Source organism: Hymenobacter siberiensis (genome assembly GCF_018967845.1).
Lineage (GTDB): Bacteria > Bacteroidota > Bacteroidia > Cytophagales > Hymenobacteraceae > Hymenobacter > Hymenobacter siberiensis.
Map to the genome: position 1 here is coordinate 2,465,300 of NZ_JAHLZZ010000001.1, position 14,905 is coordinate 2,480,204.

12 protein-coding genes are annotated in these 14,905 nt (G+C 58.0%); 7 read left to right on the forward strand and 5 right to left on the reverse strand.

Translation table 11 applies throughout. The annotated features are described in order from the left end of the window. Positions 1-6 precede the first annotated feature (6 nt). The 3 genes from KQ661_RS10700 to KQ661_RS10710 all read left to right on the forward strand — a co-directional run bounded on the left by KQ661_RS10700 (position 7) and on the right by KQ661_RS10710 (position 5,098). Entirely contained in the window at positions 7-1,620 is a 1,614-nt protein-coding gene (locus tag KQ661_RS10700) for a hypothetical protein (protein WP_216686396.1), read from the forward strand. Between the two features lie 203 nt (positions 1,621-1,823). Next, positions 1,824-4,115 (forward strand): TonB-dependent receptor, encoded by a 2,292-nt coding sequence (locus KQ661_RS10705; protein WP_216680611.1) that lies wholly within the window; start codon positions 1,824-1,826, stop codon positions 4,113-4,115. 143 nt (positions 4,116-4,258) lie between these two features. Next, the gene (locus KQ661_RS10710) at positions 4,259-5,098 is read left to right on the forward strand and encodes a DUF4249 domain-containing protein (RefSeq protein WP_216680612.1); all 840 of its coding nucleotides are present in this window, start codon (positions 4,259-4,261) and stop codon (positions 5,096-5,098) included. Between the two features lie 478 nt (positions 5,099-5,576). On the opposite strand, the gene KQ661_RS10715 is transcribed toward KQ661_RS10710, so the two are convergent. The 4 genes from KQ661_RS10715 to hppD all read right to left on the reverse strand — a co-directional run bounded on the left by KQ661_RS10715 (position 5,577) and on the right by hppD (position 10,535). Then, positions 5,577-6,050 (reverse strand): hypothetical protein, encoded by a 474-nt coding sequence (locus KQ661_RS10715; protein ID WP_216680613.1) that lies wholly within the window; start codon positions 6,048-6,050, stop codon positions 5,577-5,579. 80 nt (positions 6,051-6,130) lie between these two features. Next, positions 6,131-7,867, reverse strand: a complete 1,737-nt coding sequence (locus KQ661_RS10720) for a phospho-sugar mutase (protein ID WP_216680614.1) — start codon at positions 7,865-7,867, stop codon at positions 6,131-6,133. A 129-nt stretch (positions 7,868-7,996) separates the two neighbouring features. Next, positions 7,997-9,250: a T9SS type A sorting domain-containing protein gene (locus KQ661_RS10725; protein WP_216686397.1), complete on the reverse strand. Its 1,254-nt coding sequence runs from the start codon at positions 9,248-9,250 to the stop codon at positions 7,997-7,999. 151 nt (positions 9,251-9,401) lie between these two features. Continuing rightward, positions 9,402-10,535 (reverse strand): 4-hydroxyphenylpyruvate dioxygenase, encoded by a 1,134-nt coding sequence (gene hppD, locus KQ661_RS10730; RefSeq protein ID WP_216680616.1) that lies wholly within the window; start codon positions 10,533-10,535, stop codon positions 9,402-9,404. A gap of 164 nt (positions 10,536-10,699) precedes the next feature. On the opposite strand from hppD, the gene KQ661_RS10735 reads away from it, so the two are divergent. The 3 genes from KQ661_RS10735 to KQ661_RS10745 all read left to right on the forward strand — a co-directional run bounded on the left by KQ661_RS10735 (position 10,700) and on the right by KQ661_RS10745 (position 11,672). Then, positions 10,700-11,086, forward strand: coding sequence for a hypothetical protein (locus KQ661_RS10735; protein WP_216680617.1), 387 nt, complete (start codon positions 10,700-10,702; stop codon positions 11,084-11,086). 98 nt (positions 11,087-11,184) lie between these two features. Then, entirely contained in the window at positions 11,185-11,535 is a 351-nt protein-coding gene (locus KQ661_RS10740) for a hypothetical protein (protein WP_216686398.1), read from the forward strand. Next, entirely contained in the window at positions 11,532-11,672 is a 141-nt protein-coding gene (locus tag KQ661_RS10745; protein WP_216686399.1) for a hypothetical protein, read from the forward strand. The genes KQ661_RS10740 and KQ661_RS10745 overlap by 4 nt, the downstream gene beginning before the upstream one ends. 280 nt (positions 11,673-11,952) lie before the next feature. On the opposite strand, the gene KQ661_RS10750 is transcribed toward KQ661_RS10745, so the two are convergent. Further along, complete coding sequence (locus KQ661_RS10750; RefSeq protein WP_216686400.1) at positions 11,953-13,869, reverse strand: ABC-F family ATP-binding cassette domain-containing protein; 1,917 nt, start codon at positions 13,867-13,869, stop codon at positions 11,953-11,955. A gap of 63 nt (positions 13,870-13,932) precedes the next feature. Between KQ661_RS10750 and KQ661_RS10755 the strand changes: the two genes are divergently transcribed. After that, on the forward strand, positions 13,933-14,898 hold the full coding sequence (locus KQ661_RS10755) for a WD40/YVTN/BNR-like repeat-containing protein (RefSeq protein WP_216686401.1): 966 nt from the start codon (positions 13,933-13,935) through the stop codon (positions 14,896-14,898). Positions 14,899-14,905 lie beyond the last annotated feature (7 nt).

Genomic DNA, 14,905 nt, shown 5'->3' on the forward strand with positions numbered 1-14,905 from the left:
CACAACGTGCATGCAACCGGCGAATGGGTGCGCGGCGCCGATTTCGACTACCTCCTGGTGGCCGAGGCCAACGGCACCCTGCGCCTGCACGTGCTGCCTAACCAGCTGGGCCTGCACACGCTGGCCGTGAAGCTGCAAACCGAGCGCCCGATTCTGCTGGCCGGCAACCGCATCAGCTACCAGCTGCCGGTGCTGAAGCAGGATTTCAACGTGAAGTCCAGCCGCCTGCGCTTCCTGTCGCCCGACAAGCGCAGCGTGACCATGGACGACGTGAGCCGCCGCAAGGGCACGGAGTTGATTCTGGACAACGGCCGCAGCTTTGACCTGCGCCATACCTACCGCGTTGAAGACCAGGAGGAACTCGGCGGAGAGCTCATCGCTGAAATATTCACCCGCCAGTTTCTCAGCAACGACCGGGTGCTGTGCTACCTGCGCCCCTACAACACCCACCGCCAGACCGAAGGCTACCTCTACATCAAGGAAAATGACGTGGCCCGCTACCTCACTAACCTGGATATAACGCCCCAAACCGTGATTCGGAACGTGCAGGTGCTGCACCAGGGCGGCGAATGGACGTCCGGCCTGAGCGTGAGTCCCGGCGAAACAGTGGACGTGCGCCTCGAAGGCGAGGGCCTGCAAAAAGCCCGCATCTCGTTCGAGGACTTGCCGGTTATTCCTTCCGATTCGTCGGTGCGGACCGATGCTCGGCTGGTGTACCGCGTGCGGGTGCCGGTGAGCTATGATAAGCGGAAAAGCAATGTTTACAACGCGGGCCAGGCTACGAGCTACGCGCTGAGCATTAAAGAGTTTCAGCGGCCGCACCCGCTCGATTTCGTGTCGGTGGCGTATGGCGACGCGGCCCGGCCCATCACGCGGCTCAACGGCCCGGTGCTTTACGACGGCACTATTCGGGACGTGGTGTTTCAGTCCAACCCCAACGCCATTGATACGCCCGATTTGCTGTTTGGTAAGCAGTACCTGACGTTCGAAATCCGCACCCTCAACAGCAAGGGCGAGCTGATTGAGCTGCGCAACGTGGAAAGTCTGCTGGCGTGCCCCGGCGACAACTCGCCCCGCGCCGCTTTCTACCAGGACAAGCAGTGCCGCACCGACCCGCTCAGCCTAAACTCCCTGCTGGGCCGCAAAACCTACGACCTCGACGAATGGAGCCGTATTGTGGTCACGGTCAAGCATAAGTCCAGCCAATACGCCGAGCCCGGCTACACCCAAACCGTAGAGCTGGTGCTGAAGCGCCGCTACAAGTTCGACATCGACGTGAGCTTTCCGGCCGGCCTGCTCACCCACAAGCAAGGCGACTCGGGCTTTGGCGACCTGGGCGGTATCTCGCTGGCCACGCTGGCCCAGTTCAGCTTCTACAGCCCCAACAAAATCAACCGGCTGCGGCCCTATAAAATCGGGGCGGGCTTCGTGGCGCTCAATGCTTTCAACCTGGGCAGCAGCAGCACCAACCGCGATTTGGGCGTGGTGATTCTGGGCTCGGTGTACCCCACGCGGCGCGAGGCCAAGTTCACGTTTCCGCTCTACCTGGGGGGCGGGTATTTGCTGGGCACCAGCCGGTGGTTCTACATGCTGGGGCCGTGTATTGGGGTGCGGCTGTAGCGTGGAAAGCATGGGCGGGATAGCGGCAGTCGTCTGGCTTTTCCAGTCATTGGCATAAAAGCAGAAGGGTAGGCACAATTGGGCGGTAGTTTTGAGGCATGAAACCAACTCGTTCCGCTGTTCTTTCCTTTCATTGGCTGGCTCAATCTATTTGTGGGGGGCGATGGCCCTGGCTGTCGGCCGGCATCATACTGGCCGGTGCTATGCCGCAAACGGCTCAGGCCCAGGGCCGCGTCACCATCAGCGGCACCATTAAGGACGCCAAAACGGGCGAGGACTTGACCGGCGCTTCCATCCGCATTCTGGAGCTGCCGGGCACGGGCACCGCCGCTAATGCCTACGGTTTTTACACCCTTACGCTGCCGGCGGGCACCTATATGGTGGAGGCCAGCTTTGTGGGCTACGCCGCCCAGCCGCGCCAGGTGACGCTCGACAAAAGCCAGCGGCTCGATTTCAAGCTGGCCAGCGGCGGGCAGGAGCTGAACGAAGTGGTGGTGACCGGCCGCAGCAGCCAGGCCAACATCAGCAAAGCCCAGTCGGGCGTGGAAACGCTGGATATGAAGCAGATTGCCAAGGTGCCGGTGCTGTTTGGCGAGAAGGACGTTATCAAAACCCTGACTTTGCTGCCGGGCATCAAAACGGCGGGGGAGGGCAGCAGCGGCTTCTCGGTGCGCGGCGGCAACGTGGACCAGAACCTGATTCTGCTCGACGAAGCGCCCGTGTACAACGCCTCGCACCTGCTCGGCTTCTTCTCGACGTTCAATTCCGACGCCATCAAGGACCTGACGGTGTACAAGGGCGGGATGCCGGCGCAGTACGGCGGGCGGCTGTCGTCGGTGGTTGATATTAAGATGAACGACGGCAACAACCAGCAGCTGCACGGCAGCGGTGGTATTGGCCTCATTGCCTCGCGCCTGGCGCTGGAAGGGCCGATTGTGAAGGACAAAGGCTCGTTTCTGGTGACGGGCCGCCGCACCTACGCCGACATCTTCCTGAAGCTGTCGAACAACGAAACTACTAAGAACGCCCGGCTCTACTTCTACGACTTCAACGCCAAAGCCAACTACACGCTCGATGCCCGCAACCGCATCTACTTCTCGGGCTACCTGGGGCGCGACGTATTGGGAATTAACACTTTCGAGAATAACTACGGCAACCAGACGGCCACGCTCCGCTTCAACCACCTGTTCACCGACCGGCTGTTTTCCAATACCTCGCTCATCTACAGCAAGTACGATTACCAGATAAAAATTCGGGTCAACGACTCCGATTTCAGCATCGATTCTAAGATTAAGGACTGGAATCTGAAGCAGGATTTCGAGTTCACGCCCAGTTCGAAGCAGACGCTGCGCTTCGGGCTGAATGCCATTTACCACACCATTACGCCCGGCCACGTTACGGCGGCGGCCGATGCGGCGGTAAATTCCACGGCCGATAAAACCAACTATTCGCTGGAATCGGCCGCCTACGTATCGCACGAGTGGGCGGCGACGGACAAGCTGGATTTCACCACGGGCCTGCGAATTTCGGCCTTCAGCCTGCTGGGCGCGGGCACGTATTCGAACTATAATCTGGCCGGCACGGTGCTCAGCAGCCAGAGCTATTCGTCGGGCCAGGTCATCAAAACCTACCTGAACCTGGAGCCGCGCCTGGCGGTGAGCTACCAGCTGTCGGACAATACGGCCCTAAAAGCCGGCTACGCCCGCAACGTGCAGAACCTGCATTTGCTGAGTAACTCGGCCGCGTCGTCGCCCACCGATTTGTACGTTCCTACCACCAACAACGTGAAGCCCGAGCTGGCCGACCAGCTGTCGGGCGGCTATTTCCGTAAGCTGGGAGTTAATCAAGGCTACTCGTTTTCGGCCGAAGTGTACTACAAGTGGCTGCAAAACCAGATTGACTACCGCGACGGCACCCAGCTGCGCGGCAACCAGGATGTGGAAAGCACGCTGCTCTACGGCAAGGGCCGGGCCTACGGCATCGAGCTGCTGCTGAAAAAGGAAACCGGCCGCCTCACCGGCTGGGTGGGCTACACGCTGAGCAAATCGGAGCGGCAGTTCACCGATATCAACAGCGGCAGCTGGTTCAACGCCCGGCAGGACCGGCCCAACGACCTTTCGGTGGTGGGCGTGTACCAGCTTTCGCCCGCCTGGAGCCTGTCGGGCACCTTCGTGGCCAGCACCGGCAACGCCGTGACCTTCCCCGTGGGCAAGTACCTCGTGGCCGGGCAGGTGGTGAGCCTCTACGGCCAGCGCAACGCCGACCGCCTGCCCGGCTACCGCCGCCTCGACGTGGGGGCCACCTTGGAGAAGCCGCAGAAGGAAGGCCACCGCTTCCACCACAGCTGGAATTTCTCCATCTACAACGTCTTGGGCCGCGAAAATCCCTATAGCATCACGTTCGAAACCAATCCGAACGACGCCTCGCGCACGCAGGCGCTGCAAACCGCGCTGTTCCGGATGGTGCCCTCGGCCACGTACAATTTCAATTTCTAAGGCAAAAGTTTCAGAACGAAAAAAGCGCGGTCATGCTGAGCAAAGCCGAAGCATCTCTACCGTGTAAGTAATCAAATCGAATGCAATAGTTGTGCGGTAGAGATGCTTCGGCCTCGCTCAGTATGACGCTCCAGATTCTCTTTATGGAAACCCCAACCCGTTTCACCCTGCGCTGCCTGGCCGCTGCCGCCACCCTGCTGCTCGCCGCGTCCTGCCAGAAAGTCATCACCCTCGACCTGCAGGCCAGCGCCCCGCGCCTGAGCATCGAAGGCAACCTGGCCGACGACGGGCAGCCCTGCACCGTGCTGCTGGCACGTAGCGTGAGCTATACCGATACCAATGTTTTCCCGGCCGTGAGCGGGGCTGTAGTCACGCTGAGCAACGACGCGGGCGGCCTCGAAACCCTGCGCGAAACCAGCACGCCCGGCCAGTACCGGGGCAGCACCATTCTGGGCCAGCCGGGCCGGCGCTACACCCTGCGCGTAGAGGCCGATGGGCAGGCCTACGTAGCTGTATCCACGCTGCCCTCGCCGGTGGTGCCGCTGTCGGGCCTGCGGGTGCAGAAATCGGCTATTGGCAGCAATATTCAGGCGCTGCCGGATTACCTGGACCCGGCGGGCACGCGCAACTACTACCTATTCCGGCAGTACCGCAATGGTCGCCTGAACAAGAATGTTTACCTGCAAAACGACGAGTTCACCGACGGCAAGCCCAACGTGCGTGGCCTGGGCACGGGCGGTGGTGGCGGCGGCGGCAGCACCGATGCCGACAAGCTCGTGGCCGGCGACAGCCTGCGCGTAGAAATGCAAAACGTAGACGTGAACGTGTACGAATACTTCCGCACCCTCAACCTGACCTTGCAGGGCGGGGGCATGGCCACGGCCTCGCCGGCCAACCCAAAATCGAACTTTACGGGCGATGTGCTTGGGTATTTCAGCGCGCATTCAGTGCGGCGGCGCACCATCCTGGTGCCGAAATTGTAAAAAAATGATGTCAAACTATTGGCTTTTTCAGCCGCCGGCTCGCAGTAGCTGTTCCCGTAGACGACTATTTATTCACGATTCACGAAAGATGTGATGCAATAATTCCAGTAGGGAAGTTATTAGCGCTAGTATTTAATCGCGCCATTGAAATGCAGAGTATATGATAAGTTTTGATTAGGTATTAAAGCTGTTTAAGAAGTCGGTTCTGGTTCGTGGCTCCGGTCTGACGGGTGCAACCCAAATTGTCGCTTCCACCCTTCGGCAATGGTGCCGGATTTACGTTGTTATCGGCCCAGGCACCAACGGTGGCCCATTCAGCGCTACGCGCAGGGCTGACAATGCGACAATTTGGGTTGCACCCGGTCTGACCGCCCTAGGCGGTCCGACCGGTTGCCGTTAGCATCGCCCGAACAACCGCAGGCGGCGTTCTGGCGGCAACCGGTCGGACCGGAGCAATGCCATATTCAAAACAGCTTCATTATAAAAATATGGCTAGCGGAACTTGAAATACCTCGCTGATTTTTTGCCCCAGCATTATTGCATATTCTTCTTCATCCAAACTGAAACGTTGCAGAATTATTCCTTGTGCAGAGTTGCTTCTTGAAAGCATTAATATATAATGGCCAATTTTATCCTCACGCATTCGCCCAGGTTTACCTGATGCTATTATTTCCGAAAAATACTTGATAGTAACTCCAGTTACAGGAGGCAGCATTTCCCAAGTCCCGAACCTAAACTGAAATAGTCCTGTGTAAATGCGGTAGCGCTTGCCAGGCAGGTCCAAGCTAATTCCTTTGTACATAAATCCCAAGCTGACTCCTAATAGCAGCCCGAAGAGTCCTGTAAACAAGTTGTTGCAATAGACCCAATAGACTCCTGCTGCTGCGAAGACAATAGCAGCCATCGTTTCTCTAGTCAAAAACCTGGGGCTGTTAATGTCAATATTTGTCATAGTAATAATTGCGTGAAAAATAAATACCCCGAGAGCTAGCTCATCGGGGTATTATAATCTGATTAGCGCTCAATTAGCAGTTATTGCAGCTTCATATCCGCAATTATCGCCTTGATTTTCTCGTGGCCCAGGCGGTTGGCCAAATCATAATCCACGGCGGATTTCAGCGGCTGCTTCACGCTGAAGTAGAACTTAATTTTGGGCTCGGTGCCGCTGGGGCGGGCCGAAATCTTGCTGCCGTCTTCGGTGAGGAACTGGAGTACGTTGGAGCTTTCCACGCCGGTTTCGGTGCTGAGGCCGGTGGCCAGGTCGTGGATTTTGCCGGTTTTGTAGTCGCGGATTTCCACCACTTTCAGGCCCGCGATGTGAGCGGGCGGGTTGGCGCGCAGGCTGGCCATCATTTCCTGAATTTCCTCGGCACCGCGCTGGCCTTTTTTGGTGAGGGAAATCAAATCCTCCACATATAGGCCGTAGTGGGCATACATGGCCACCATTTCCTGGTAGAGCGTGCGGCCCTGGTCCTTGGCTACGGCGGCCATTTCGGCCACCAGCGCGCAGGCCGAGATGGCGTCCTTGTCGCGTACGAAATCGCCGATGAGGAAGCCATAGCTTTCCTCGCCACCGCCGATGTAGGTTTCCTGGCCTTCCAAGTCGCGAATCAGGCCGGCGATGTACTTGAAGCCGGTGAGCGTGCGGTAGCTCTTCACCTGGTATTCGTGGGCAATATCACCGAGGATTTCGCTGGTCACGATGGTGTACACGATGAAATCCTGCGGCGTGCTCTGGCCGGCGCGGTGCCGGGCCGAAAGCAGGTAGTTGGTAAGCATGGCGGCCGTCTGGTTGCCATTCAGCAGCACCCATTCGCCCTTATCATTTTTCACGCCCACGCCCACGCGGTCGGCGTCGGGGTCGGTGGCCAGCACAATATCGGCGTTGGTGGCCTGGGCCTGGTCGAGGGCCAGCTGCATGGCGCTTTTCTCCTCGGGGTTGGGCGACTGCACGGTGGGGAAGTTGCCGTCGGGCGTGGCTTGGGCCTGCACCACGTTCACGTTGGTGAAGCCAAATTCGCGCAGCAGGCCCGGCACCAGCGTAATGCCCGAGCCGTGAATGGGCGTGTACACGATGTTCAAATCGTGCTGGCGCCGAATGGCGGCCGGGTCGATGCTGAGCTTTTTGGCTTCGGCGAAATATTTCGCGTCCATATCGGCCCCGATGCGGATAATCTTCGAATTATCGGCCGCAAATTTCACCTCGTTCGGGCTGGTGATTTTATTGACTTCGATAATAATATTCGTGTCGTGCGGGGCCACCACCTGCGAGCCATCGTTCCAGTACACTTTATAGCCGTTGTACTCCTTGGGGTTGTGCGAAGCCGTTATTACACAGCCGCTTTGGCAGCCCAGCTCCCGAATGGCGAACGACAATTCGGGCGTGGGTCGCAGGCTGTCGAATAAATACACGATAATGCCATTGGCCGAAAAAATACCAGCCGCTATTTCGGCAAATTCGGGGCTGTTGTTGCGGCTGTCGTGCGCGATGGCGACCTTGATTTCCTGATTGGGAAAGCTGTGCAACAGGTAGTTGCACAGGCCCTGGGTGGCCATGCCCAGCGTGTAGCGGTTCATGCGGTTCGAGCCGGGGCCCATGATGCCGCGCAGGCCACCGGTGCCAAATTCCAGGCTGCGGTAAAACGCATCGGTGAGGGCATCGTCCTGGCCGGCAGCCTGCATGTCGCGGATGGCCTGCTGGGTCTGGGCGTCGTACTCGGGCGTGAGCCAGGTGCTGATGGTGTGTTGGATTTCAGGGGAGAGGGGCATGGGAGGGAATTAAGGAGGGTTGGTCAGCTCAGAAACGGCCGTAAAGGAAAGAGGTTTGGATGAAAAACCGGCACGTGGCCCCTGCGCCGGCGGGTGGAGGCAGGCAATCAGCTCACTGCCAGTACACCCCTACGGAATCTCTATTTTTCTCGAAAATGTACTGGCCTCAGCGTCAATAGTCAGCAGATACATGCCGGCTGCCACCTGCGACGTGTTTATTTCCACGGTTTTTTCGGCCGCCGCCATGCGGGTTTTAAGGATGGTGCGGCCCTGCAAATCCCGTAGCGTGAGGGTGAGGTTGCCGGGTGGGCCATCGGCCCGCTCAAGGCGCACGCTGGGACCGGCCGGGTTGGGGGCAATGATGAAGCCGCTCACCCGGCCGCGCCGGCTGCGGGTGCCCGTGGGCACGGCTGGGGCCAGCCAGCGGCTGGTATTGAGGGCGTAAAGCCGCTGCGGTACCGTAAAAATGGTAGTGAGGCGCTCGTTGGAAATAAACACGCGGTAGCGGTCGATGAACGTGAGGCCCTCGGCCTGGCCAATAACCAGGGCATTGGGCAGCTCAATCCGGCGCTTGTTGCCCTGCAGAAACCGGCCACCCTGAAAGTCCGACAGCAGCCACAGAAAGGTGGTCCCGGTGCTGCTGTTGTAGCCCAGCAGGCCCGCGGCCGAGTCGGCGGGGTTGATATCGGCGGCGGTAATCAGGCCGTTCACATTAAATGTGCCTTTGAGGTGGGCAATGCACGCGCCGGGCTGCGCTGGAATGGTGTAGTACTTGGTTTGGTGGTCGGCCCAGTTCTTGGTGAAGAGGTGCAGCGAATCGTTGAAATAGAAAAATGCCTCGCAGTCGAAGTTGTGGTTGTTGGTGCCGGGGGCATAAGTGGTTTGGTCGGGATAGCTGAAGGCAATTTCTTCGGCAGTCACCGAGTCGGAGGCCGCCGTACCGATGGCCGATTTCAGCACCCGCAGCACCCGCAGGTCGCGCCGGTTGCCGTTGTTGTTGCCAAAATCGCCCACGTACAGGTACTGGGCATCGGCGGCGATGTCCTCCCAGTCCACGTTCGGGAAATTGGTGATGCGGACCTGTTGTAGCACGCTGCCCGAGGCCGAATCGACCCGGAAGAGCACCGGCGCGTTGCCGCTGTCGTTGAACGTCCACAGCGCCTGCCCGGTGAACTGCAGCCCCGACGATTCAGGCACGGCGCTGGCCAGCGCAGCTTTGGTCACCAGCGCCGTGCTGGTGCCCGCGTACTGGCACGAACCATCGTTGACGGTGGCGGTGGGGTTGAAATTGGTGGCACGCGGGTCGGTGCAGCCGCTTTGGGCACGGCCCGAAGCAGCCGTGAGAACCAGCAGGAGCAGGAAAAGAGTAGCGGTTTTGACCATGGCGGCACCAAAAGAAGAACGTCATGCTTCATCTTGCGTCCGCGGAGTCGAAGCATCTCTACCACAATAGTAACTCATTACTACTGCGGTAGAGATGCTTCGACTGCGCTCAGCATGACGTTCCGGGAGCTGCCGTCGGCTTGCGGCGGGCTTACAAGTTGCCGCGCAGCGCCTGCTCGCGCTCAATGCTCTCGAATAGCGCCTTGAAATTGCCCTTGCCGAAGCTCTTGGCCCCTTTGCGCTGGATGATTTCGTAGAATACCGTGGGCCGGTCCTCCACGGGCTTGGTGAAAATCTGGAGCAGGTACCCTTCCTCGTCGCGGTCCACGAGCAGGTTCAGGGCTTTCAGCGATTCCAGGTCTTCGTCAATCGCGCCGATGCGCTCCAGCAGGTCTTCGTAGTACGCGCCGGGCACGGACAGGAACTCTACGCCGCGGCGGCGCAGCTCGGTCACGGTCGCGCGGATGTCGTTGGTGGCAATGGCGATGTGCTGCACGCCGGGCGAGTGGTAGTAGTCGAGATACTCCTCAATCTGCGACTTTTTCTTGCCTTCGGCGGGCTCGTTGATGGGGAATTTCACGTAGCCGTTGCCGTTGGAAACCACCTTGCTCATCAGGGCCGAATACTCGGTGCTGATGTCCTCGTCATCGAAGGTGAGGAGCAGCTTAAAGCCCATCACGTCCTCGTAAAACTTCACCCACTGGTTCATTTCCCCCCAGCCCACGTTGCCCACGCAATGGTCGACATGCAGTAGGCCCACCGGCGCGCCCTGCGGCACGAGGCTGCTCTTGGCCACGTAGCCGGGCAAGAACGGGCCGCTGTAGTTGGTGCGCTCCACGAAGGTGTGGATGCTTTCGCCATAGGTATAAATGCCCGATAGCGTTACGCTGCCATGCTCATCATCAAGGGTATAGGGCTCGAAAGCCGATTTGGCACCGCGCTTGGTGGTTTCTTCCCACGACTGGCGGGCATCGTCCACCCACAGGGCCATCACCTTCACGCCGTCGCCGTGCTGGGCTACGTGGCGGGTAATCTCAGAATCGGGCAGGAGGGAAGTGGTGAGCACGAGGCGGATTTTGCCCTGCTGAAGCACGTAGCTGGCGCGGTCGCGCAGGCCCGTTTCGGGGCCGGCGTAGGCCACCAGCTCGAAGCCGAACGCCGCCTGATAGAAGTAGGCCGACTGCTTGGCGTTGCCGACGTAGAATTCGACGTAATCGGTGCCTTTGAGGGGAAGGAAATCTTGGGCGGGCTGGGCTAGTACTGCCGGCGAGGTCATGGTTTGCATGGGTGGGAAGGGAAAATTGGCGGGGTGAATGACTGGGTAAAAATACGGCTTTCATTGGTTTGGGGCGACAATTGGCCAAAACCAGCCCAAACCCGGAGCCCCAATGGCGCGCGTTTAGCAAATCATCCCCATTTTTGTGCCCAATCATCTGCCTTAGCGCCCCCATGAATACCGAAGAACTGAACCTCGCCCTCGTGGCCCTGATTGAAAAAAAGGCCGAGCTGCACACCCTTAAATACGACGACGCCCGCTACGACGAAGTGGAAGAAGCCCTGCACGACCTCGAAGACGACTTCAACGACGAATACGGCGACTTCTTGGAAACGGCGCTCGACAAAGTGCACACCGACCTGAAATCGGACACCGACGTGCTGCTGCCCACCGCCTACCTGCCCAGCAACCCCGGCGCTACGCCCACGCCCAAAGAAGGCGTGTGGGTTGATTCGGAGAAATACCCCGGCAAGGAAGCCCGCATTACGCTGATTCCAAACCCGGTACGTATCATGCTCACCGTGGGCAAGCAGGTGCAGCAGGAGCTCTGGAAAGCGTAGGCTTTGAATTATAAATTTTGAATTATAAATTATAAATTTGCGTAGCAAGCATTTGATGGCTGAACTCCATTTATAATTTATAATTCAAAAATTATAATTTGCAAAATGCTCTATCGCCTCGCCGAGCCTGCCGCCCGCCCGCCCCGATAAATGCCTTCGACTCCGAACCCGAAATAACGGTCCTGCACGACCGGGCTGAAAACGAAGCCACAAAAGCGGCCCGCATCGACTGGCTGGGGCTGGCCCTCGGGGCCGCCAGCATTGCTACGGATGTGGCCAGCATCGGCAAGCGCGAAACGCCCGCTCAGTACCAGAACCGCGCCGCCATCCACGATGCGGCCGTGGCCTACAGCGTCATTCCACCGCGTCTAAAATCGAGCACGCCGTGGCCGCCGACGTACTCCAGCAGCGCGCCGCCATGTTCCAGGAGTATGCTCTGCGCAAAGTGACGCTCGAACCCGGCCAGCAGGTGCGCGGCTACCGCTACTTTCCGTGCTACGACGCCGCCGATGGCCTGGTCGTGAAGGCCCCGGCAGGAAGCAGCATGGTGCCGCTGGAGTTCGCCCAGGTGCGCAAACGGCAATAGTGAATAATTGCTGAATGCCATAGCGTTTACCGTGCCTTTCGATTCCTTTTCACTCTTATACTCCTTTACTGCTATGCAAACATCGCCTTCTACCTGGCTGATTGAAAGCGCCCGCCATCAGAAAAAATCTCAACGAAACAGATTAATAATAAGCGGCATATTGGTTGCCGCCGCCGTATTAGTTCAGCTATTTGGTTAAAAACAATAGCCCCGGCAACTTGCCGGGGCTATTGTTTTTATAAGGCATTGGCTCATTTAATGGGCCGGTTTGGGGTGGCGTTTACCCGAGGTCAGCCAATTCCAGCCACCGTTCTTCCTTCTCGCCCAGCTCTTTCTCAATAGCGGCCAGGCGGGCACCCCACGCGGCGAAGTCCTGCGGCGAGCCGCTGCCGCCGTTCAGTTTGGCGGTGATTTCCTCCTTCTCAGCTTCCAAAGTCGCCATCCCTTTTTCAAGCTGCTCGTATTCCTTCTTCTCGGCGAAGGTGGCGCGGCGCTTTTGCGGCGAGGGGGCTACGGCGGTGCTCACGGCAACGGGCGCGGCCAGCTTGGCGGCGGCGCGGGCGGCCTTAGCGGCCTTTTCTTCTTCGATGAGGGCGGCTTCGGTTTCGCGCTCTTCGAGGTAGTCGCGGTAGTCGGTGTAGTTGCCGGGGAAGTTGAGAATGGCCCCGCCGGGCTCGAGCACGAAGAGGTGCTCGGCGAGGTGGTCGAGGAAGTACCGGTCGTGGCTGACGATGAGCAGGCAGCCAGTGAAGTGCATCAGGAAGTCTTCCAGGATGTTGAGCGTGCCCAGGTCGAGGTCGTTGGTGGGCTCGTCGAGAATGAGGAAGTTGGGGTTCTTAATGAGCACGCGCAGCAGCTGCAGGCGGCGCTTTTCGCCACCGCTCAGCTTGCTCACCAGCGTGTACTGCTGGGCCGGCGGGAACAGGAACAGGTTGAGGAACTGGCTGGCGGTGAGCACGTCGCCGTTGGCGAGCTCCACCACTTCGGCCACTTCCTTCACGATGTCGATGACGCGCTGGGTGGGGTCAAATTCCAGCTCGGTCTGGGTGTAGTAGCCGAACACGGTGTTGGTGCCCACTTCGATGGTGCCGGAATCGGCCTGGAGCTTGCCGGTGAGCATGTTCATGAGTGTGGATTTGCCCACGCCGTTGGGGCCGACCAAGCCAATGCGGTCCTTTTTCTTGAAGACGTAGTTGAAATCGTCGAGCACGGTGAGGTCGCCGAATTTTTTGGTCAGGTTGTGGGCTTCGATGATTTTGCCGCCCTGGCGGGTGGTTTTCACGCTCAGCTCAATCTGTTGCTTGTTGAGGTTGGTGCTGGCTTTTTCCTTGGTGACGTAGAAGGCGTCGATGCGGGCTTTTTGCTTGGTGCCGCGGGCCTGGGGCATGCGGCGCATCCAGTCGAGCTCCTTTTTGAAGAGCTGGCGGGCCTTCTCCACTTCCACGGTTTCGCGCATTTCGCGGTCGGCCTTTTTCTCCACGAAATAGGCGTAGTTGCCCTGGTAGCGGTACATCTGGCCCTTGTCGAGCTCCACGATTTCATTGGCCACCTTGTCCAGAAAGTACCGGTCGTGGGTCACCATCAGCAGCGTGAGGCTGGGCGAGTTCAGGCGGTTTTCGAGCCACTCGATGGTGGCTAGGTCGAGGTGGTTGGTGGGTTCGTCGAGGAGCAGTACGTCGGGCTCTTCGATGAGTACGCGGGCCAGGGCCACGCGCTTGCGCTGCCCGCCCGAGAGCATGCTCACGTTGCGTTGGAGCAGCTCGCCGAGGATGCCCAATTTGCCCAGTATCTGCTGCACCTGGGCTTCGTAGTCCCAGGCGTTCAGCGAATCCATCCGCTCCAGCACGCGCTGGAGGTCGTCGGGCTTGTGGTTTTCGTCGTTGATGACGTGCTCGTACTCCTGGATGGCCTTGAGCGTGTCGTTCTGGCTGGCGAAGATGGTTTCTTCCACGGTCAGGCTTTCGTCGAACACAGGCTGCTGGCCCAGGTAGGTTACGCGGATGCCCTTGCGCACGCTCACCGAGCCGGTATCGGGGTTTTCGAGGCCGGCCAGCACGCGCATGAGCGTGGTTTTGCCGGTGCCGTTGATGCCCACAAAGGCCACGCGCTGCCCTTGTTGCAGGCCGAAGTTGAGGTTTTGAAACAGCCAGCGGTCGGCGTAATTCTTCGAGATGTTCTCGGCGGATAACAGATTCATAGGCCGCAAAGGTACGGCCGGGGCGGGCGGGGACGTTTAGGGATTGTTCTTACATTCGTTGCCATGCTTCTTTTCCAATCTTTTCGACATTACTGTTTTTTAGGGCTCATTGCTTTGAGTTGCTTGAGTAGTTCGTGTAACTCAGAATCAAACCAAGCCGAGAAGGCGAAGCAGCCACAAACTTCTACAAGGGCTAAACCTAAAATGGTTTACAAGCCGACTGGTCCCGACAAAGCAGTTTATGATTTATTGCCTGTTAGTGGGGACACGCTTATTGCGGTAAAATGGCACGGCGGCTTAGCCCTCACGACGGACGCAGGTTTGCATTGGCAAAGCCTGCACGACCAACCACAGAAGCATGATTTTTTATACATCAAATACCTGACTATTGACCAGCACCATGTTTTGTGGGGACTGGATAGTTGGGTTGGTATTCACGAACCCGCCTACTCACGCCTTGCTTATTCTGCTGATTTTGGGAAAACGTGGAAGAACATAGAATTTGATACGCATAAATTCTTTCCGTATGAATTCAACTCACTGCCGGGTGAACCACTACAGGTAATAGCTTATGATGGAAAAGTGCATCAGATGCGCGACCGAATAGGTAAGAATTGGGGTGTTGTCGATGAAATACCTGAATTAAATCATTCTGTAAACGATACAATTGGGATTGATTCTTATTTTTCAGGAGGGCGATATAAGTTTTACAGTGGCGGGCAACTATTTTCTAGAATTGGAACCGGCTGGAAGCTTCTTACAACGGTTGGCTTCATTAATGAGGTTAGCGATGTCTGTGCTTGCGGTGGTAACACATATCTGGCAGGCTCAAACAATGCAGTCTTCCCTACTACAGAGTATCTGCTGCGTGTGAGACATGGCAAAGTGGTTGATACCACGATACTCACAAGTGAAAGCCAATATATTGAGCCAAAAAACCTTTTGTGTGATAATAAAGGTAGGCTTTGGCTATACAATTTCAGAGGAATTTGGCAAAAATCAGGTGACAAGTTGCTTAAGCGTTATTAGCAACTGC

Excerpts from the sequence above, each read along its gene's own strand:
- KQ661_RS10720 (WP_216680614.1), bottom strand. The coding sequence starts at position 7,867 with ATGCCCCTCTCCCCTGAAATCCAACACACCATCAGCACCTGGCTCACG.
- KQ661_RS10710 (WP_216680612.1), top strand. The coding sequence starts at position 4,259 with ATGGAAACCCCAACCCGTTTCACCCTGCGCTGCCTGGCCGCTGCCGCC.
- KQ661_RS10725 (WP_216686397.1), bottom strand. The coding sequence starts at position 9,250 with ATGGTCAAAACCGCTACTCTTTTCCTGCTCCTGCTGGTTCTCACGGCT.
- hppD (WP_216680616.1), bottom strand. The coding sequence starts at position 10,535 with ATGCAAACCATGACCTCGCCGGCAGTACTAGCCCAGCCCGCCCAAGAT.
- KQ661_RS10715 (WP_216680613.1), bottom strand. The coding sequence starts at position 6,050 with ATGACAAATATTGACATTAACAGCCCCAGGTTTTTGACTAGAGAAACG.
- KQ661_RS10705 (WP_216680611.1), top strand. The coding sequence starts at position 1,824 with ATGCCGCAAACGGCTCAGGCCCAGGGCCGCGTCACCATCAGCGGCACC.
- KQ661_RS10750 (WP_216686400.1), bottom strand. The coding sequence starts at position 13,869 with ATGAATCTGTTATCCGCCGAGAACATCTCGAAGAATTACGCCGACCGC.
- KQ661_RS10735 (WP_216680617.1), top strand. The coding sequence starts at position 10,700 with ATGAATACCGAAGAACTGAACCTCGCCCTCGTGGCCCTGATTGAAAAA.
- KQ661_RS10755 (WP_216686401.1), top strand. The coding sequence starts at position 13,933 with ATGCTTCTTTTCCAATCTTTTCGACATTACTGTTTTTTAGGGCTCATT.